At 51.5% G+C, this 20,285-nt stretch carries 17 protein-coding genes and 3 tRNA genes; 15 read left to right on the top strand and 5 right to left on the bottom strand.

The window, feature by feature from the left end:
- Window positions 1-8: 8 nt before the first annotated feature.
- Window positions 9-2,144, bottom strand: a complete 2,136-nt coding sequence (locus Q9L42_RS11635; RefSeq protein WP_305908238.1) for a C4-dicarboxylate ABC transporter — start codon at window positions 2,142-2,144, stop codon at window positions 9-11.
- Window positions 2,104-2,994, bottom strand: a complete 891-nt coding sequence (gene cysM / locus Q9L42_RS11630; protein ID WP_432648838.1) for a cysteine synthase CysM — start codon at window positions 2,992-2,994, stop codon at window positions 2,104-2,106. The genes Q9L42_RS11635 and cysM overlap by 41 nt, the downstream gene beginning before the upstream one ends.
- A 525-nt stretch (window positions 2,995-3,519) precedes the next feature.
- Between cysM and Q9L42_RS11625 the strand changes: the two genes are divergently transcribed.
- The 13 genes from Q9L42_RS11625 (at window position 3,520) to Q9L42_RS11565 (ending at window position 13,104) form a co-directional block, all read left to right on the top strand.
- Window positions 3,520-4,704: a PP2C family protein-serine/threonine phosphatase gene (locus Q9L42_RS11625; protein WP_305908240.1), complete on the top strand. Its 1,185-nt coding sequence runs from the start codon at window positions 3,520-3,522 to the stop codon at window positions 4,702-4,704.
- Window positions 4,697-4,864 carry a hypothetical protein gene (locus tag Q9L42_RS11620; RefSeq protein WP_305908241.1) on the top strand — a complete coding sequence of 56 codons (168 nt, stop codon included), beginning with the start codon at window positions 4,697-4,699 and terminating at the stop codon, window positions 4,862-4,864. The genes Q9L42_RS11625 and Q9L42_RS11620 overlap by 8 nt, the downstream gene beginning before the upstream one ends.
- 412 nt (window positions 4,865-5,276) lie before the next feature.
- The gene (locus tag Q9L42_RS11615) at window positions 5,277-6,857 is read left to right on the top strand and encodes a hypothetical protein (RefSeq protein WP_349431112.1); all 1,581 of its coding nucleotides are present in this window, start codon (window positions 5,277-5,279) and stop codon (window positions 6,855-6,857) included.
- Window positions 6,858-7,233: 376 nt separating this feature from the next.
- Window positions 7,234-7,770 (top strand): hypothetical protein, encoded by a 537-nt coding sequence (locus tag Q9L42_RS11610; protein ID WP_305908243.1) that lies wholly within the window; start codon window positions 7,234-7,236, stop codon window positions 7,768-7,770.
- Between the two features lie 51 nt (window positions 7,771-7,821).
- Window positions 7,822-7,897: transfer RNA gene (locus Q9L42_RS11605), tRNA-Gly, on the top strand.
- 50 nt (window positions 7,898-7,947) lie between these two features.
- A tRNA-Cys gene (locus tag Q9L42_RS11600) sits at window positions 7,948-8,021 on the top strand.
- Window positions 8,022-8,055: 34 nt separating this feature from the next.
- Window positions 8,056-8,131: transfer RNA gene (locus tag Q9L42_RS11595), tRNA-Gly, on the top strand.
- Between the two features lie 538 nt (window positions 8,132-8,669).
- Window positions 8,670-9,461, top strand: a complete 792-nt coding sequence (gene thiD / locus Q9L42_RS11590) for a bifunctional hydroxymethylpyrimidine kinase/phosphomethylpyrimidine kinase (protein ID WP_305908244.1) — start codon at window positions 8,670-8,672, stop codon at window positions 9,459-9,461.
- On the top strand, window positions 9,458-10,072 hold the full coding sequence (thiE, locus tag Q9L42_RS11585) for a thiamine phosphate synthase (RefSeq protein ID WP_305908245.1): 615 nt from the start codon (window positions 9,458-9,460) through the stop codon (window positions 10,070-10,072). Before thiD ends, thiE begins: the two co-directional genes overlap by 4 nt.
- Window positions 10,073-10,096: 24 nt before the next feature.
- Complete coding sequence (soxY, locus tag Q9L42_RS11580; protein WP_305908246.1) at window positions 10,097-10,567, top strand: thiosulfate oxidation carrier protein SoxY; 471 nt, start codon at window positions 10,097-10,099, stop codon at window positions 10,565-10,567.
- The gene (gene soxZ, locus Q9L42_RS11575; RefSeq protein WP_349431111.1) at window positions 10,560-10,877 is read left to right on the top strand and encodes a thiosulfate oxidation carrier complex protein SoxZ; all 318 of its coding nucleotides are present in this window, start codon (window positions 10,560-10,562) and stop codon (window positions 10,875-10,877) included. Before soxY ends, soxZ begins: the two co-directional genes overlap by 8 nt.
- Window positions 10,877-12,139 (top strand): molybdopterin molybdotransferase MoeA, encoded by a 1,263-nt coding sequence (gene moeA / locus Q9L42_RS11570; RefSeq protein WP_305908247.1) that lies wholly within the window; start codon window positions 10,877-10,879, stop codon window positions 12,137-12,139. The genes soxZ and moeA overlap by 1 nt, the downstream gene beginning before the upstream one ends.
- A 269-nt stretch (window positions 12,140-12,408) precedes the next feature.
- Entirely contained in the window at window positions 12,409-13,104 is a 696-nt protein-coding gene (locus Q9L42_RS11565; RefSeq protein ID WP_305908248.1) for a helix-turn-helix domain-containing protein, read from the top strand.
- Between the two features lie 329 nt (window positions 13,105-13,433).
- Here the strand turns inward: Q9L42_RS11565 and Q9L42_RS11560 are convergent, their stop codons facing one another.
- Window positions 13,434-14,198: an ABC transporter permease gene (locus Q9L42_RS11560; RefSeq protein ID WP_305908249.1), complete on the bottom strand. Its 765-nt coding sequence runs from the start codon at window positions 14,196-14,198 to the stop codon at window positions 13,434-13,436.
- The gene (locus Q9L42_RS11555; protein WP_305908250.1) at window positions 14,195-15,100 is read right to left on the bottom strand and encodes an ABC transporter ATP-binding protein; all 906 of its coding nucleotides are present in this window, start codon (window positions 15,098-15,100) and stop codon (window positions 14,195-14,197) included. Before Q9L42_RS11555 ends, Q9L42_RS11560 begins: the two co-directional genes overlap by 4 nt.
- 297 nt (window positions 15,101-15,397) lie before the next feature.
- Between Q9L42_RS11555 and ppx the strand changes: the two genes are divergently transcribed.
- Both ppx and Q9L42_RS11545 read left to right on the top strand, forming a co-directional pair.
- Window positions 15,398-16,894 carry an exopolyphosphatase gene (ppx, locus tag Q9L42_RS11550; protein WP_349431110.1) on the top strand — a complete coding sequence of 499 codons (1,497 nt, stop codon included), beginning with the start codon at window positions 15,398-15,400 and terminating at the stop codon, window positions 16,892-16,894.
- The gene (locus Q9L42_RS11545) at window positions 16,895-18,142 is read left to right on the top strand and encodes a hypothetical protein (protein ID WP_305908251.1); all 1,248 of its coding nucleotides are present in this window, start codon (window positions 16,895-16,897) and stop codon (window positions 18,140-18,142) included.
- Between the two features lie 629 nt (window positions 18,143-18,771).
- On the opposite strand, the gene Q9L42_RS11540 is transcribed toward Q9L42_RS11545, so the two are convergent.
- Window positions 18,772-19,773 (bottom strand): cytochrome-c peroxidase, encoded by a 1,002-nt coding sequence (locus tag Q9L42_RS11540; protein ID WP_305908252.1) that lies wholly within the window; start codon window positions 19,771-19,773, stop codon window positions 18,772-18,774.
- Between the last annotated feature and the right edge of the window lie 512 nt (window positions 19,774-20,285).

Raw genomic sequence — 20,285 nt, 5'->3', positions numbered from 1 at the left:
TTCTCCCGTTATTCGACAATCACTTCGTCGCTAGCCGTGATCCTGCGTAATCGTTGCATCAACACATTCCAGTCCAAACGCGGATTATAGCCGATAACGTCGATTCTGGGCAGGCCGCCGCCCTTGATTAGATAATAGCCATTGTCGGCCGCCTCCACCCCCATCATCTGACAGACCCCTTGATGCAGATAACAGCCGAAGCCCAGTTTGTCATAGCCAAAGGTATCAAACAAACTCATGAAGCCCTTGGAAATCGCGTTCGCAGCGCCGCCACCGCCGAGGCTGGCGATGTTTTCCACCGCCTTCTGACTGATCCGGTGCCTGGAATCGTCATCTTCCGGCGTTCCCAGCCAAGCGTAGAAGGAAATCGGCCGCCAGTTTTCCAAATAGATATTATGAGCGTAGCCCGACAAGCGGCCTTCGATGTTGCCGAATTGAAATTTGCGGGTCAAGGCATTCAAATCCAGATTATCGACATCGATGTCGGCATAAAACTGGGCGAAATCGGTGAATAAGCCCGAAGAAGCCAATTGCTTGATCGTCACGACCCCATCAAATATCTGCATCGTCAGCGCCCCATCCAATGCCAACGTTTTGTTGCGATAGGTCACCGAGGGAATTTCACCGCTGATTTCACCGCTGAGCGGCGTCCAATCCAGCGCCTCGGACAACTGCGCCAATGACAGCCCCTGCAAGGCGCCGGAAAAATGCACATCGGCGTCTTGATTTTCCATGGCGGCATAACTGAATCGATGGATCGACAAGGTCCCGCCCAACAACGACACGTCGGTCTGCTTATTCAATTCAAACTGTCGATCCTGGGTGACGAAATCCAGCCTTCCGGGGCCAACCGGAATCGCCTTAAGCTTTAACTGCCGCCAAGCGACAAAGGAAGGCTCAGCCTGCTGCGGCCAAGGTCTCCAATTGAGCTGACCGGCCGCTCCATTCAGCTGAAATCGCTGCGCCCCATCGATCGCAGTCAGGTCGTTAAAATCCAGTTTCAGCGCATTGATCCCTTCTTCACCGAGCGACAGCTCGGCCTGCATTTGACCGGCCAATTCGAGCCCGGCCAGTGGACCCGCCTCCAGAAAAGGCGTCAGGTAAATCGGCGCAGCCTGATCCAGCCGAGCAACGCGCCCGCTGATGTCGGCTCGCCTGACGCTAAAGCCGCCCTGCCGAGCTAGCGAGCCGCGCCCCTCCAGTATACCGACACCGGGATGGTTAAAGGTTGCCGAATGCACATCGAAGATGTCGCTGCCAGGACGCCACGTTCCGTTGCCATGCAAACCAAGCGGCTGGTCAGGCTGGATATCCAGAAACAGCGGCTCGACATATAAGGCCCCTTTACTCAGTCGGTTTTGCTGACGCCATTGCCAGACGTCCTGCTTTTTCACCGCGTTCAGCTCGACATCCAGCGTCAGCGCCTCGGCGGCGAGCTTGCCGTTAAGGGCCTGCAGCGCTAAATTTCTCGCCTGTGCGGCGACGTTGCATTGCTGCAGATTGTCTCGTCGCCCTTTCAGTTCGGCATTCAAATCGATTCGGCCGGCGATGTTTTGTAATTCGGGCCTCTTCAGCAAGGCCTTCAGGCTCGCCAGCCTCAGGTCCTTGCCGTTGACCACGACTCGCCAGCTAGCGTCATTTTCTTCGGCCAGCAACGCAACGCTGCCGTCGAACAGACGCAGATGGTCGATATTGATGACGCCGCGCCGCTCCCGCACTTCCATTGAAAAATCGAAAACCGGCGAGGCGTAACGCGCAGAAACGATCTTGCCTCGCCCTTGTCTGCAGCTCAGATAATGCTCCCGCCACTGGAATTGCCGGCAGCTGATTTGCAAGCCGGTAATATCGGCCAAAGGCGGAGGTAGGCGCATCGAGGCCGACTGCAGTTCCCAGCGAGGACTGTTTTGTTCGATGCCAGCAAGACGTAGACTGACATCCCGCAATTCCCAATCATCGGCGTTGATATTACCGACATTCAAGACCACCGACTCCAAGGCCGAAACATCGGGCGGACCAACAAGCAGACCCATAGCGATGAAACAGCGAGGCAAGCCTCTGAACAGCCGCGTCAACACGGCAGTCCTGACCACCTCAAGGCATGAATCAGCTAGGGAAAACACCGGTGGATAAATATCGATCGCCACGGTCGCAGATAATGACCACGATCACCGCGTTCTCCACTTCCTTGGATAATTCCAAGGCGGCGAACACCGCGCCGCCGGAGGAAACGCCGGCAAAAATGCCTTCTCTGGCGGCCAGCGCACGGGTTGTATCTTCGGCGGACTGTTGATCGACCTCTATAATGCGGTCGACACGGTCGGCCTGATAAATTTTCGGCAAGTATTCTTGCGGCCAGCGGCGAATGCCGGGGATCTTGGACTCCCCGGCAGGCTGCACACCGACGATCTGGATGGCGTCATTTTGCTCTTTCAAGTACCGCGACGTCCCCATGATCGTGCCGGTCGTTCCCATCGCGCTGACGAAGTGGGTGATTTTTCCCTCGCTATCACGCCAGATCTCCGGACCGGTGCCTTCATAATGGGCCCTGGGGTTATCCGGATTGGCGAACTGATCGAGTATTCGCCCCTTACCGGCCGTCTCCATTTCCCTGGCCAGATCGATCGCACCCTCCATGCTTTTCGCGGCCGGCGTCAGAATGATTTCAGCGCCATAGGCCTTCATCGAGGCGATGCGTTCCGCACTCATGTTGTCCGGCATGATCAGCACCATCTTATAACCCTTGATCGCCGCCGCCATCGCCAGGGCGATGCCGGTATTGCCGCTGGTCGCCTCTATCAGACAATCGCCCGGCTTGATGTCGCCGCGGGCTTCGGCGTGCTGAATCATGCTCAACGCCGGCCTGTCCTTCACCGAACCGGCCGGATTATTGCCCTCCAACTTAACCAGTATGGTGTTGCTGGTTTGTCCGGGAAGTCTTTGTAGACGCACTAAGGGCGTGTTACCGACATAGGATTCGATCGTTGCAAATTTCATTTTCAAGTTGCCTGTTAACAAAACACCGCTAAATTATCCCATAAAATAGACTAATCGCCGCGTCTGTCACAAACAACGCGGATTGTCTGGCGACAAATCCACCCGGTGAGGCCATCCGATGGTTGCGGGTAACGCGTAGGGCGGCTTCGCGAAGCAAGCCGCCGCAACCCGCACCGGGGGGCCAAATTGACGTTGCGTGTATCCAGGCGGATTGCCTGGCGGCGAGTTCACGGTTGCGATGCCCCTCTGTAAAGCCGATCGTCGTCAAGCGATGTTGTTGACAGACGTTTCAAAAAAAATATACTTGGAAAGAGTTACCGATAATCTTCAAACGAAGACGACTAAATAGCCCCTTCCATACACTGACGCTAAACAGGCATTGACGACATATTTTCTGCAGCTGATGACTGACCTCGAAAACAACGCAATCGATGTCGCGCCCAGCTTCAGCCCAGCCCATCATCAGTCCTAAATCACTGAACTCTACTACGGGCTAACCGCCAAATAATTTGTTCTAGGACAAGAATGACCGAAAATACACACTTCGCATTGAAAATCCTCATCACCGAAGACAATACGGAGACATTATCGCTGCTCACCCACTTCCTACAAGAACAGGGACATAGCCTATTGTTGGCGAAAAATAGTGACGAAACTTTGGATTTATTTGTGCGCGAATATCCCGACTTGGTCCTGGCCGACATCAATATACCGGGGATCGACAGTCTGGAAATCATCGCGCAGATACGCAAGGCGCAAACCGGCAAATGGACGCCCATCATCATCCTATCCGCCTCCAATCAGGAAAACGATGTCATTAAAGGTTTGCAAGCCGGCGCCGATGACTACATGACCCGCCCGATTAACCTCAATATCTTGAATGCCAAAATCCAATCGATGGAACGCTTTGTCGCCTTGCAAGTCAACAATCAACAAAGCACGTTGTCATTAAGCCAGGCCAACGAGGAGCTGAAGAAAGAACAACAACTGGCGAAACGACTGCTCGATAAAATGCTGAACATGGGGGATTTGAATTGGCCCGGGCTCAGTTACTGGTTATGCCCCAGCACTCATTTCAGCGGTGATCTAATCGCCGCCTCCCGCTCGGAAGGCGGCAAAATATATCTGATGCTGGCCGACGCCACCGGCCATGGCCTTGCAGCCGCACTGCCGACCTTGATCATCGCTAGAACATTTCACGCCATGTCCGCCAAGGGTTATAGTCTGGCCAGCATCGTCACGGAAATCAACCGCAGCGCAAAAAACGATCTGCCCACCGGCTATTTTGTCGCGACCGCGCTGTTCGTCATCGACTTCAATCATCAAACGATCGAATACTGGAATGGCGGTCTGCCTGACGCCCTGCTATTGGATAATGACGGCAATATCATGCATACCCTGAGTTCCGAACACCTGGCCATCGGCATTTTAGCTGCCGAGCAATTCGATTCGGTGACCCGACTGCTGCCCTGGTCTAAACCCTGTGAACTGGTCGCCTACTCCGACGGCCTGACGGAATCCTGCAGCCCCGACGACGAATTTTTCGGCGAGCATCGCTTAATCGACATCCTACAAAAAAGCCCGCCGAAACAACGCATACAAAACGTCAAAAAAGCCGTTCTGGAACATATCCAAACCAGCAGTGGTCAGGACGACATATCCCTGCTTTCTATAGATTGCGGCCTAATAAAGCAACAAAGCGATGAATAACGAAAGTTTAAAATGGCGTTTTGTCTGCGCCATGGTTTTGCTGATTTTCGCATTTCTGGGCGTAGGGCCTATTCCGCTGACCAGCACCTTCGGCCTGTACATCGTCATTTTCAGGCCAAAATGGTTCAAACGCCTGATTAAATCGATTTATTCCGACTGATGACAAAATCATTGCGTATCCTATGATGCTCGGCGTTAGCGTTTGGAAAACGCCATTTTATTACGTTAAACTTATTCAATTAGGCTAAACTTGATGTAATTATTCAGCGTATTTTTATCAGAGGGAGTAGGTTCCTGAAAGATACCGAATAGTTACAACTTGATAACAATCGCATCTAAATTGAGACTTCCGAGGAATATCGCATTTTCTTCGGTCGAGCGCTGAGCATCCCCGGTCCGATTCATTCGGTGCTTTACTAAAGCTGTCCGGCGAAACTCGGCCACCGAATCGGTGGCATGCGATAGAAAACTCATTCAGCGCTTGCCAAGGAGACTCGTCGTTTTTTCTCCTCTCCAGGCCGTAGCGCAGCGACATTGAAAATCACCCTTGAATTATTAAGCATGGGAAATTTGTGAAAAATTCTTTTTTTCTGGTCATTCCTAATCAAAAACACGATCCGGACCTTTTATCATCCTTTGCAGAAGCTTCGTTGACGCAATGGATAACCGAGTTGCCCACGGCCAATCCCGGCCTGTCGACCCGTTTATTCCATGACTTGCTGATCGAAATGAACGAGCTTAGCATGCCGGCGCAAAAACGCCTGGATGCATTGGAACTGCTTAGGCACAATTTCCTTAACATCGAGGATTATCTGCGCGCCAGGCTGATTCAAACCGGCTTTCCCAAGAGCACAAATGACCGCAAGATCATGGACGTGCTGATTTCGATGGAAAAACAGTTCACCATCGCCTACTGGATGATCGTGCGCGAATTAACTCGCCGTGATGTCGGTTGGCTGCAAGGAAAAAATACCGCTCTGGCTATTCAACGGACCATCAGGGGCTTGAGCAGCATCGTCGTAACCTTTTACATCATGAACACCCCGGTTCCCGACTGGATCTGGATTGATTTGCACTCGCTCTATCGATTGAGCGTCAAGGTTAAAAAAGACACGACCAAGGTAGCTGATGAAGCCTGTACACTCGGCAAAACCAGCACCGCCGAAGATTGTTATAAACAAATCCTGCTTTTCAGTCTCGCCGACCCTTCCGGTCTAATGCAGAAGGAATTTCGGCAAATTTACAACTTCATTGAAAAAATCAATAGCCTGGTGCGCATTGAAAGCCATGAAGTTGACGAGCAGGATATCCAATGTGCGATTCTGATGGACGAAGACAGCGCGCCGTTTTTCTACACTGACCATAAAACGACCGACTCGGCGATGATGTATTTAGACCTGAGCCGGCTTTACAAAGCATGCGGTCAGCCTGACAAATTCTGCAGTGAAAAAGAGCCTCGTTACAGTCCGATCGACCTGCAACGCCACAAAGCCGATAAATTGCCCGCCGAATTATTCCACTACCTGCTCGAACGCTGGCAAGGCAAACCGTTACAGGGCGCCACATTATTCAATGATAGGTTGGACCGTTTTATCGCTATAGGCTTGGAGCCAACCCACTGCCTGCAAAATTCGAATGCCGGTGAAGAACAAGAAAATTTGGAAATAGCGACACAGTCGAGCTCCGACCGCGCCTTGTCCTGCCAATTCGAAACGCCTGGCATTCTGTCCATCGGCAGCCTGGTCAGTTGTCGAAGAAACGATGCGCCGGTCAATTTACGCTTACTCGGCGTGGTTTGTAAAATAACCTTGCCGAAACAAGACAATAAGCTGATCTTCGAATTAAATATCATCGCACCGCAATCTTTCGCAGTCAGTTATGTTAATATCGATGCGCCTGCCGACGCCGAACCGCAGAAGGCCTTATTGTATGCAACCAAGGAAGGTGACAAGGAAAAAAGCTTCATCATCATGGATTCTTTTCTGTTTAAGGATGGCGATGTGCTGAGAATATTCCTGAATCAGGAGAATTTTCCCATCATCTTGAGAGAACGAAAGAATATAGGTTTGGGATATTGGCAATTTGAATGCCGCCGTCTGGCCGAAAAAACCATCGCCAGTGATAAAAAGAAAAAAGGCTATGACTTTATCTGAATCATCACTGCCTCAAAACATGGTTTTGCGTCTTGACCAAGCGCTTAAACAAGTAGATAGATAAATGAGCACTTGAAATGTTCTGCCAGCATGGTAAGTTTATGACTTAGTATCTATTCAGCACTATTAAGCTTTTTAGAATTCGACCCTTGATTTTTCGACTGTGAATACAGGTCTGGCGGTATCGAAATTCACGATGCTAGTTTTTATCGCGATAACGCCTGGGATGGAAACGCAGCTTTTACAGACCTCAAGGCCGGCGCATCATCAAGACGATATATCAACGACCGACTTCTCGATTACAATACGCTGTCTAGTTACAGAAATGCTAGCATAATAATAATTACATACTTATCTTTTTTAGAGGAACTACAGAATGAGCAACGGTGAACACGAAAACACTAATGAATCTGAAAACCAGACTGATGTCGAAACCCCTACCGAAGCGGAACAAAAAACTGAAGCTAAGGGCGAAGAGAAGAATGCTTTAAATAACATTCTTGCTTCCATCATGGAAATAAAAGAATCTAAGCCCAAGGTATTTTATGGCGGCATTGGCGCCGTCGTTCTGGTCCTTATTATTATTTTAATGAGCGGCGGTTCAGACAAGGAGCTTCCGGTCCATCAGGCTAAGAACATCGTTGTCGGTCAGAATTATGTTTTAAAAAGCGCTAACGCGGCTCTCCCAACCGCCCCTGTTCGCCTGGTATCCGTTCCCGGCTCGATGGCGGCCTATGACGACACCGAAGAAGAAGATCGCACCGGTTGTAAACAAATTGCCCCCGGCACGCCGGTCAAAGTCGTGCAAACCCAGGATGCCTTCGGCAAGAAGGATGCCTTCGTTCAGGTCGAAATGACCGACGGCGAATGTCAGGGACGTAAAGGTTGGGTTTTAGCCATCAATATCCAATAAAAAAGTTGACAGGTTATTTTTAGGCGCTATAATAGCCGAATAACTTGAAACGCGGGAATAGCTCAGTTGGTAGAGCACAACCTTGCCAAGGTTGGGGTCGCGAGTTCGAATCTCGTTTCCCGCTCCAATGGATTTTAAAAGCCGCGAAGATGTCGCGGCTTTTTTATTGATTTTCAAGGCTGCGTAGCAAAGTGGTTATGCAGTGGCCTGCAAAGCCATCTACACCGGTTCGATTCCGGTCGCAGCCTCCATATCAGACAGACATCTGCCTAAGCAGAAAAATACGCGGGAATAGCTCAGTTGGTAGAGCACAACCTTGCCAAGGTTGGGGTCGCGAGTTCGAATCTCGTTTCCCGCTCCAGATTTCACCCCATCTTTATTCGCTTGTTAAAGCAATTTCAGCAAAAGAAACTCCCCATTACAGGTTCAACGAGAATATCCTACTTGGATGGATCGGGGCTCCGCCGTTAAGCGAACTTCATTTATCCCCTTCTCGTAGAGTTTGCGACAGAGCCCGACAATGGGCTTGATGGCCTTCCTGAGTAGGCCGGGGTTTGAAACCCCGGCCTGAATCTTTCAATTCTATGTCAAGCTAAAAACCAAAACGTTCGGGGCGGGTTGAATAACCCACCCCGCCCAGACGCTCAAACCGGGAATTGCTAACTTCTAGCTGTCAATAGCCACCTGAGCAGGCCGGGGTTTGAAACCCCGGCCTGAATCTTTCAATTCTATGCCAAGCTAAAAACCAAAACGTTCGGGGCGGGTTGAATAACCCACCCCGCCCAGACGCTCAAACCGGGAATTGCTAACTTCTAGCTGTCAATAGCCACTCTGTCGCTAGACTGTCGTATAATATCGAAGTGTTCAAATAAGCTGTCCATCAGCCATCTTAACTCATCATGCAAAACAGACGTCCGGTCGTTTTATCCTTTTCCGGCCATGATCCCAGCGGCGGTGCCGGCATACAGGCCGATATCGAAGCCCTGATCAGCCATCAATGTCATGCCTGCAGTGTTATCACCGCCTTGACCGAACAAGACAGCAGCAATGTCAAGAAACTGATCCCCCAAAAACCGCAAGACATCATCGAGCAGGCCCGCACGTTATGCGCCGATTTCCCGATTGCCGCGATTAAAATCGGTCTGTTGGGCCATCACGAAAGCGTTGCGGCGATTCGGACTGTGCTACTGGAACATGAGCATATCCCCGTCGTTCTCGATCCAGTGCTGGCAGCCGGCGGCGGCGCTCAACTGGCGACCGAACAACTGATCGACAGCATCAACGAATTACTGCTGCCTTTAAGCACGGTGCTGACGCCGAACAGCGACGAAGCCCGCATATTGGCTAAACAACAAGACCTGTCGGCTTGCGGACGCCATCTGCAAAGCCAGGGCGCTGAATTTGTTTTAGTGACCGGCGCCGACGAACGCTCCGAACAAGTCCATAACCGCCTGTTCATGGCCAGTCAGCAGGAGGAAACATTCACTTGGCAGCGCCTGCCTGAAAACTATCATGGTTCGGGCTGCACGCTGGCCAGCGCCATCGCCGCACTGCTGGCGCACGGCCTAGACCCTTTCACCGCCGTCGTCGAAGCCCAGGAATACACTTGGAACGCCTTGCAAGCCGCCTATCGACCGGGACGCGGCCAGTTTAATCCCAATCGCTTGTTCTGGGTGGAGGATCAGGCATGAAATTTCCAAGCAAAGGCTTATACGCCATCACCCAAACCGAAGCCAAATCCGCCGACGCCATCATCGCCGAAGTTCGCGCGGCGCTGCAAGGCGGCGCCGTCGTCATTCAGTACCGCGACAAAACAACGCGTGAGGCTCAGCCCCTAGCATCGGCATTACTGCAGGAATGCCATCGCCATCATGCGCCGCTTATCATTAATGACGATATCGAACTGGCGGCAAAAATCGGCGCCGATGGCGTGCATCTGGGCAGGGATGATGGCAGTGTCGCGGCCGCCCGCCAGCTCCTGGGGCCAAAGGCGATTATCGGCGTCTCCTGTTATGATGATTTAGCCAAAGCCATCGATATGCAAGGGCAAGGCGTTGACTATGTGGCTTTCGGACGTTTTTTCCCGTCCAATTCCAAACCGCTGGCCTCGCCCGCCCATATCACCACTTTGCAACAGGCCAGACAGTCGATTAACATACCGATCGTCGCAATCGGCGGGATCTTGCCGGATAACGGCGCCCAATTGCTGGCGGCCGGCGCCGACTTGCTCGCCGTCATCGGCGGAGTGTTCGAACATGACCCGGAACAATCGGCGCGCGCTTACCAGCGTTTGTTTATTTAGTCCGGCACTTAGCAACGCATTAATATGGATAACACGCGTAGACAATTTTTACATAAAACGGCATCGTTGAGCGCCTTCACCGTATTTGCCATCAGCGGCCTGATCACGCCCGACCGAGTCCATGCTCAATGGCGCAAACACCATTTTGCCGACGCCAGTTTCGAGCAAATCCTGCGGCGCCTGTTCAAGAACCGAGAAATTGTCGATAGCGACCAAATCAGTATCAAAGCCCCTAAGACGGCCGAGAACGGGGCCACGGTACCGATCACGATTAACAGCTCACTGGACGGCATCGACAAACTGTATCTGTTGGTGGAAAAGAATCCGGCGCCATTATCGGCGATATTTACCCTGTCTCCGTCCGTCGATGTCTATGTCAAAGCGCGAATCAAAATGGCGGAAAGCTGCGATGTGGTAGTGATAGCGGCAAGCGGTAAACACCTATACCGCGCCCGACGTTCGATCAATGTCACGACAGGAGGCTGCGGTGGCTAAACTGTCCAGCATCAAGATTCGCAGTAAACGTTTGGGCGACAAGACTCAGATCAGAACCCTGATCGCTCACCCGATGGAAAACGGTCGCAGCCCGGATAAAAACGGCCAGTTCATTCCGGCCCACTTCATCCGGGAAATCTCCGTTAAACAAAACGACCGGGTCGTTCTGAACGGTCATCTCGGCGGCAGCATCTCCAAAGACCCTTATTTCGCCTTCATGCTGAAAAACGCCCGCCCCGGCGATAAAATAACGATCAGCTGGTCCGACAATCAGGGCCTCAGCGACAGCAAAGATCACTTTATCAGATAATGACGACAGCCAAACAGCCTAGTTGCAGCGACCACTTCGAATCCGGCCTGCTAGCCGTTGATTCGGCGTTAGCAAATATTCTAAGCAAGCTGTCACCGGTCGACGGTTTTCAACAAATCGCCATCGCCGATGCCCGCGGCCGCACCCTCGATGAAACGATTTATGCGCCGTTCAACGTGCCAGGCCATGATAATTCAGCCGTCGACGGCTACGCGATCAATAGCAGCGACATTCCAAATCAGGGCCATAAGTCCTTGCCGATAGGTGGCCAGGCTTTTGCCGGCAAGCCATTTAGCGGGCGCCTGCCCAAAGGCCAATGCATACGGATCATGACGGGCGCCCCGATTCCCGCCGGCGTCGACAGCGTTATCATGCAAGAACATGTGGTCGTCGAACAAAACGGCATCCTTATCGATTCCGAACACCGCGCCGGACAAAACATTCGCCGCGCCGGGGAAGACATTCCCCAAGGCGCAGCCATGCTGAGCGCCGGCAAGTTGCTGGCGCCGGCCGATATCGGCTTACTGGCGTCGATAGGCATGGCGGAAATCAAGGTCAAGCGCCCGCTGCGCATCGCCATTGCCTCGACCGGCGATGAACTGCATGCCCTCGGCGAGCATCGCGCCGAGGGCGGCGTCTATGACAGCAACCGTTACAGCTTGCAGGCCGCATTGGACAGGAAAGATATCGAAATCCTCGATCTCGGCATCCTCGCGGACAAACCGGACACCTTGCTCAGTCAATTCAGCGAGGCGAGTCGTTACGCCGACATGATTATCTCCTCCGGTGGCGTATCAGTCGGCGACGCCGATTTCACGAAAACCGCCCTGCAGGAGGCGGGGCAAATCGATTTCTGGAAAATCGCCCTCAAGCCGGGCCGGCCATTGGCGTTCGGGACGTTGAATGACAGTGTTTTTTTCGGCCTGCCCGGCAATCCGGTTGCCGTCATGGTCACTTTCTACCAGTTTGTGCTGCCGGCTATCGAAAAAATGCTCGGCATCGTCGACAAACCGATTGCTCCGACGGTAACCGCGGTCAGCACGGAAACTATTCGCAAAAAACCGGGTCGCACCGAGGTAGTGCGCGGAATACTTGAACCACAGGCCAACGGTCAGTGGACGATTAAAACGACCGGCAAACAAGGCTCCGGCCTGTTGAGGTCGATGAGTCTGGCTAACGCCTTCATTATTTTAGAACACGACAGAACCACGGTCGGCATCGGTGAAACAGTCAAGGTGCAACCATTTGCCGGCCTGATCTGACCAAGCAGCGCTTCCCAATTCGGATAACAAAGAGGACTTGGGGTGTGTTTGGCGAGGATGTCAGGGGGGATGTAAGCCATACGCATCTAGCTAAGCGCAACTCCCCCACTACCCGGATGTGAGTAGGGTGTGCTGACGATAGGAAGCGCACCGGTTTGGCGTTCAAAAATGCTCAAATAAGGGAATTACTGCCAAGGAAGAAAGCTACCCCCCTGGTCACATAAAAGCGGTATAATAACCCGAATTTTTTAATGGAATAAGGTCTGCTTATGCTAAATCAAGTCAGTTGCAATAATTGCAGTCTCGACAGCATCTGCCTGCCGCGCGGTTTGTCGCAACAGGAAATAGAAAATATCAGCCGGGTCGTCAAGGCGAGAAAAACACTGCAGCGTGGCGAATTCATTTATCATGAGGGCGATAACTTTAAAGGGGTTTTGGCGATTAAATCCGGTAGCGCCAAATTGGTCGCCAATGACCCTCATGGCAACGAGCATATCCTTAACATCCTGCTGCCGGGAGAGTTATTGGGCTTCGACGGCTTTTCCAGCGATTTGCATCAATGTTCGGCCATCGCCCTGGAAACCACCCGTTTCTGCATTCTGCCGGCCGCCAACATGGACGAGCTATGCCGCAATGTCCCCGGCCTGACCCGGGAACTATTCCGCCATACCGGCGAGAAAGTCAATATCGACAAGGCGCAGATGGTGCTCAGCAAAAGACCCGCCGAAGAGCGCCTGGCTTATTTCCTGATCAGCTTATCGGAACGCCTGAAGAAGCGCGGCTTTTCTTCCTATGCATTCACATTATCGTTGACCCGCCAGGAAATCGGTAATCATTTAGGGCTGGCCTTGGAAACCGTTAGCCGGTTATTGAAAAAATTTCAACAGGATGAGCTAATCACGGTCCAAAACAAGCTGATCGAGATCAAAAACCCGCACGGCTTGAGAGACCTGCTGGAACCTTAATATCGGGGCCGCACTAACTATTCAGTATCTTTCGGGTTTTAGGCAGTAGGTCATTGATTTCTCGGGACGCGTTCACCCAGCACCTAAATTAACGAAGATTATTAATCATAGCCAATAACCTAGGATATTTAGGTGCTGGGTGAATACTGGACGACGATTTCCTGGTTCCCACGGTCCTCCGTGGGAACCCATACTTTGCCACTTTAAGCCCGGTATGCATTCCCACGCAGGAGCGTGGGAACGAGGGTCAACCTTAATATGGAACGGTGGGCAATGCCCCCTACGCCTGCATTAAACGATGCAAGTGAGGCGAGTATAGTTTGTTCGCCTCAATTCTTGATGCCCACCCCTTTATGCAATAAGAACAGGCTGAATAGCGTCAGCAAGACGATAAAGCCGCCGGTAATCGCGAAAGCGACCTCGATATTGACATCGCTCACCCCGAGCAAACCGTAACGAAACGCATTGATCATATACAAGATCGGGTTGCCCAGCGAGATAGTCTGCCAGATATCCGGCAACATGCTCACCGAATAAAAAACGCCCCCTAGATAACTCAGCGGTGTCAGCACAAAATTAGGGATGATGGAAATATCGTCAAAACTGTCGGCGAAAACCGCATTGATGAAACCGGCCAAGGCAAACAGGGTCGCCGTCAAAATAAATACAGCGATCGCAATGCCCCAGTAGTGCACCGAAATTTTGGCGAATAACGTCGAAATAGCCGCGACGACGAAACCGACCAATAAGCCGCGAGCGATGCCGCCGCCAACATAGCCGGCCAGAATCACCCAGTTCGGGACCGGCGCCACCAGCAATTCCTCGATATGACGCTGAAATTTGGTGGAATAAAACGATGACACGACATTGGCATAGGAATGACTGATCACCGACATCAAGATCACCCCCGGCACGATGTAATCCATATAGCTGGCGCCATTGATCGTGCCGATGCGGTCTCCGATCAATTTGCCGAAAATCAGAAAATAAAGCGCCGTGGTGATCGCCGGCGGCAATAGCGTTTGCGGCCATATACGAGTGAAGCGGCGGATTTCTTTACCGAGAATAGTGCGAAAAGCGATCGAATAATTCATCGTACAAGATCCATAAACAATTGTTCGAGTCGGTTAGACTTGTTCTTCAAACTGAGCACGGCAATTTGCCGTTCCGATAGTCTTTGAAACAGCTGGTTCAGCCCCTGCTCTTTCGGCACCGCGACATTCAACACATGAGGCTCGACCAGTTCGATCTGATAACCGTCAATTTGCGGCGCTTGTCGTAGCGGCTTGGCCAAATTCAACACGAAATGATCCAAATTGATCCGGCTCAATAGACCCAACATATCCGATTTTTCGACTATCTCTCCATGATTAATGATCGCGATGTGTCGACACAGGCTTTCCGCCTCTTCCAAATAATGCGTGGTGAGAATAATGGTCGTGCCTTGCCTGTTAACTTCCTCCATCATCTCCCACATCGAGCGGCGAATTTCGATATCGACGCCGGCGGTCGGCTCATCGAGGATCAATAACCGAGGTGCGTGCACCAAGGCCCTGGCGATCATCACTCGTCGCTTCATACCGCCGGATAGACGCCTGGAAACAGTATCGCGCTTGCCCCATAAATCCATCTGTTTCAGACATTTTTCCATCCTGGCGACCGCTTCTTTTCTGGGAATGCCGTAATAACCCGCCTGATTCAGCACGATGTTTCTGACCGTTTCAAACTGGTTGAAATTGATTTCCTGGGGCACCAAACCGATGCAGCTTTTCGCTAGAGCCGTTTCCTTTTCCAAATCGTGGCCAAACACCGTGACGGTTCCACTGCTCTTGGTCACCAGCGAACTGATGATGCCGATCGCGGTGGACTTACCGGCGCCATTCGGCCCCAACAAGGCGAAGAAATCCCCTCTCTCGACATCAAGATCGATGCCTTTCAAGGCTTGAAAGCCGTTGTTATAGGTTTTTTTCAGATTTTTGATAGATAAAGCGTTCATACAGTACGTTATACTTAACGGATGAGTCCAAATGCGGTAAATTACCAGCAATTCCTACTTTGGCGTTCAAAAAGGGCATGGGGTGTGTTTGGCGAGGATGTCGGCAGCAAGGATGCTGCCGTCAAGCCCCCAGGGGTGGGTTTACGGCGCTCCTCGACAGACACACCCCATGCCCTAAACACAGCAAAAATGCTCAAACTGGGAATTGCTGGTAAATTACCCCGCAATTGCACGCGATAAAAACCTTGTAATTTTATCAGAAATTTAAAACCCTCGTAGATAAAACAGGACAGGACTTTGCCACAAAAACTCCCCAGCAGCGTCGCGGCCGTCGATCTAGGCTCGAACAGTTTTCACATGCTCATCTGCAGTCTGAAGGACGGCAAATTACAAACCGTCGACCGCCTGAAAGAAATGGTGCGCCTGGCTTCCGGCCTGGATGAACATAAAAATCTCGATGAAAAAACTCAACGAAGAGCCCTGGCCTGTCTGGAACGATTCGGCCAACGTATCGGTAATTTTCCGCCTCACAGCGTCGGCATCGTCGGCACCAACACCCTTAGAACCGCAAAAAATTCCAGAAAATTCATCGCTAAAGCGGAAAAGGCGCTTGGCCATCCGATCCACATCATCTCCGGCATCGAGGAAGCCCGCCTTATATACCAGGGCGTCGCCAACAGCCTGGGCAGTCATGCCAACAATCGCTTTGTCATGGACATTGGCGGCGGCAGCACCGAATACATTATCGGCAGTAACGACATCGCTCATACCAAGGAAAGTCTGCACATGGGCTGCGTGACCTTCAGCAACCTGTTTTTCAAAGACGGCGTGTTATCGAAAAAAGCCTTCAAAAAGGCCACACTGCTCGGCGAACAGCGGCTAGAACCATTTCAACAGAAGTTCAACCGCCACAACTGGGATGAAGCGATCGGCGCCTCGGGCAGTTTAAAAGCGATCAGCAACGTCATTCAGGCGGCCGGCTGGAGCAATAACGGCATTACCCGGGACGGCTTGGAACAACTGGTCGCCCATATCGGCAAATGCAAGCATATCGACGAATTGAAACTGCCCGAACTCAGTAGCGAACGCTTACCGGTGTTCACCGGCGGGGTCGCCATCGTCTATGCTACGTTCAGGGCGCTGGGCATCGAACAAATGACCGTTTCCGACGGCGCCCTGCGCGAAGGTCTGATTCATGATTTGTTAGGCAGAATCTATAACCATGATATCCGCTCCGAAACCACTAAGACCATCGCCGAACACTATCGCATTGACAAGCAACATGCGGACAACCTGAAACAAACGATCCATTATATTTTGCAACAATTGTCCGATCATCCTTGCCTGACCGACAACAAGGCCAGCATACAATTTTTGGAATGGGCGGCGGAACTGCATGAAATCGGCCAGGGAATCGCCCATAGTCAATATCATAAGCATAGCGCTTATATCATCGAGAACGGCGATTTCGCCGGCTTCTCCCGTCAGGATCAAAGCCTGTTGGCGACAATCGTGCGCACTCATCGGAAAAAATTCTCCATGTCGCGCTTCACCAACCTGCCCGAACCCTGGGATCAGTGCGCGCCCGTGTTGACTATCATCCTGCGTCTCGCGGTGTTGTTGCACAGAAACCGTCACAGTGTACGCCCGGACTTTGAAATCGCCTTCAGCGGAAAACGCATCCAACTGCATTTTTCCGAACAGTGGCTGGATCAGGCGCCGCTAACCCATGCCGATCTGGAGCTTGAAGCCAAGTATTTGCAAGCGGCCAAGTTCAAGCTGGAATTCAGATAAATGCTGCGGCCGCTACGCATCCTGTTTTTTTATCTGGCGGCTCCGCCTTGCTTGCTGGCGATCCTGGTGTTTTTTGCGATCGAACAGGAACCCCTCAGCAAAACACACCGAAAACTGAGTCAAAGCGATATTCAACGCGCCAAACAGATCATAAATACCTCGTCAAACTACATCCAAAGAGTCAGAACCATTGAGCTGAACGAAGCCGATCTGAATATCGCCAGCAATTATCTGCTCAATCATCTGATCGAAAGTTCCACCGAGATTACTCTGCAACAGGACGCGTTACACTTCAAATTATCGCTGACGCTGCCTGACAACCTATTCGGCCCTTACCTGAACATCACCTTCAATCTAAGCAAGATGTACGGTTATCCGGCAATCAAGGCGCTGAAAATCGGACGCATAGAAATCGCCGATGAATTTGCCGGTCAATTGATCGAAAGCATCATCAAACATACGCCATTGAAGCAATATTACATATTGGCCGCGCAACACATCAGCAATATACAGATCCAACCGGATCACCTCGTCATTACCTATTTGACGACATTCAAAGATGCGGCCAATAATGCCACGTTGCTGGAAAACAAGAGTTATCAGTCGCTGATTTTTTATCAGCAACAAATCAATCAAATCATCTTGAAACATGACCCGGCCTGGCGTTTATCGCTAGCCGACATTATGCAGCCGTTGTTTCTGGCCGCCTATCAGCGCTCGACAACGGCCAATGCGGTGACAGAAAACCGGGCCGTGCTAATCGCCATCAGCAGTTATGTCAACAAGGAAGAGCTTAGCTCTTATCTGCCGATCAATCTGACCATGGCCAAACATTATCCGGTCTATTTGTATAAACGCATCGACATGGCCAAGCATTTTGTCGCTTCGGCAGCGCTGGCCGCGACCGGCGCGTCCAATCTGGCGCATTTACTGGGACAGGAAAAGGAACTCAGCGACGCCCAAAGCGGCAGCGGTTTCAGCTTTATCGATCTGGCCGGCGACAGGGCCGGATTAGAATTCGGCAAAACCGCCACCGCATCGCCGCAAAGCGCCAGAAAATTGCAAAAAGCCATGCACGATATCGAGGATTACCGCGCCTTCATGCCGGATGTTCGCGATTTGCCGGAAAACATGACCCATCAGCAATTCCAAAGCCGTTATGGCTCGGTCTATAGCGAGGCTTATCAGGATATGTTGAAGCAAATAGACGAACGCATCTCGGCATTGCCTATTTATCAAAACCAATAAAAAAGCCCACCCATTTCATGTAGCATGGATCAAGCGAAGCGGATCCACCAAAAGGCAAGATCTTAGGCGGGACGGGTTATTCAACCCGCCCCGAACGTTTTGGTTTTTAGTTTGGCATAGGGTCGAAAGATTCAAGCCAGGGTTACAAACCCAGGCCTGCTCAGAAAGCCCACCCATTTCATGTAGCGTGGATCAAGCGAAGCGGATTCACCAAAAGGCAAGATCTTAGGCCGGGCGGGTTATTCAACCCGCCCCGAACATTTTGATTTTTAGTTTGGCATAGGGTCGAAAGATTCAAGCCAGGGTTACAAACCCAGGCCTGCTCAGTGGATCAAGCGAAGCGGATCCACCAAAAGACATGGCTATGTCACCGTTAAATATTGAAAATTTATTATTTTTTGTGAGAGGCGCGCCGGCGGAATGAAAGAGCGCGGTCAACGCTTCCTGCGATGAGGCAATCGATGAAAGGTTGCGGACGGAGTTGAAAACTTCGTCCGGCTTTAGGAAAGATCTTAGGCGGGGCGGGTTATTCAACCCGCCCCGAACGTTTTGGTTTTTAGCAATAGAGCGGCAGCGAAACCCATCAACAACATTGTTTCTGATCAGTTTCGGCTACCGCATCTACTGGCTCAGTTAAAGGTATTACCTGAGTAAGCCGGCAATCTAGGCATTTTTTGCTCCGGAAATTCGCCGGTCAACGCGTCCAGAAACGCGACGATATCAGCAATCTCGGCATCGGATAAATCCTTGCCCAGTTGCAGTTTAGCCATCAACTTGACCGCTTTATCCAAGGTTTTGACTTTGCCGTTGTGGAAGTATGGCGCCGTCAACGCGACATTACGCAAGGTAGGAACCTTCCAGAAGTTTTCATCTTCTTCCTTGCCGGTCACTTCCGCTAACCCCTTGTCTTTCTTGAAGTCATACTGTGCTTCGAAATAGCCGTTATCGATGACGGGGAATTTCTGGAACGTGCCGGGACCATTAAAGGCCGGACCGCTATGACAGCTGGTGCAACCGAGCTCAACCGCCTTGTTCATGCCGCGAACCTGTTGTTCGGTCATCGCTGACTTATCCCCTTTCACGTACTTGTCATAGGCGCTATTCGGGGTAATCAGAGTGCGCTCATAAGCGGCGATCGCCTTGGTGGCGGTGTCCTTGGAGATCGAGTCCTTGCCGAAAGCTTTTTCAAAAGCCTTTTGGTAACCTTCTATTTTTTTCAAACGGGCGACCACATCATCCCAGCTTTTCATGCCCATTTCGATCGGATTGGTGACTGGTCCCGCCGCCTGTTCTTCCAGGCTGGCCGCGCGTCCATCCCAGAATTGCACCTTGTTGAAGGCCGAGTTCCAGACTGTCGGCGCGCTACGCCCACCGATCTGCCCGCCGACGCCGACCGAACCGCCGCGATTGTCATCGCCGCCCAGCATGGTGTTATGACAGGACGCACAAGACACGGTCCCGCTGGAAGACAAACGCGGGTCATGATACAGCATTTGCCCCAATGCGACTTTTTCCGCCGTGGTAGGGTTATCGGCCGGCGCAGGCGCCTTAGTCGGCAATGCCTCGGCGGCAACAACCGACATCGAGCCGGTCAACGCCAATGCGGAAACCAGTAAACGAATTTTAAACATACATTCCTCCGGATATTATTATTGTTAATGAACCACTGCTGAATTGTAAGGGATGAGACCGATCAGGTAAAACATAAATGGCGTTTACATGGCGCCACCTTCTCTTTTAGCACCGTAGGTCGCGTTGCCCGCGCCCTTGCGCCATGACATTTCAACCCTAAACGCAAGAGGGTTACGTGACAATCACCTGCAACATAGCGCGATTGCCCTGCCGTTTACATAGACCAGGCTTACCTGAACCGTGCTCTTTCAGCGTGGATAAATCACCAAGAAAAAAAGCCAAAAGATAGAACGCGTGACGGGCTATGCAGATCATATATATGAGTCGCGACGAACAAGAGCCGCAATAATAAGTGCCTAGAAAAAAGTCAGACGGTCTTAGGTTCTCCGTCATTCCGTCATGGACTGCCGGAATCCAGTTATCATGGATGATGGCTTATACAACCATACTTATTACAAATCACTTACTCTTAAATTATATAGCTGACTTTAGAGTCACTGTGATAATTTCA

It is taken from the genome of Methylomarinum sp. Ch1-1 (assembly GCF_030717995.2).
GTDB classification, from domain to species: domain Bacteria; phylum Pseudomonadota; class Gammaproteobacteria; order Methylococcales; family Methylomonadaceae; genus Methylomarinum; species Methylomarinum roseum.
Note: the sequence above shows the minus strand (reverse complement) of the source record. Positions and strands in the feature narration are given on the sequence as shown.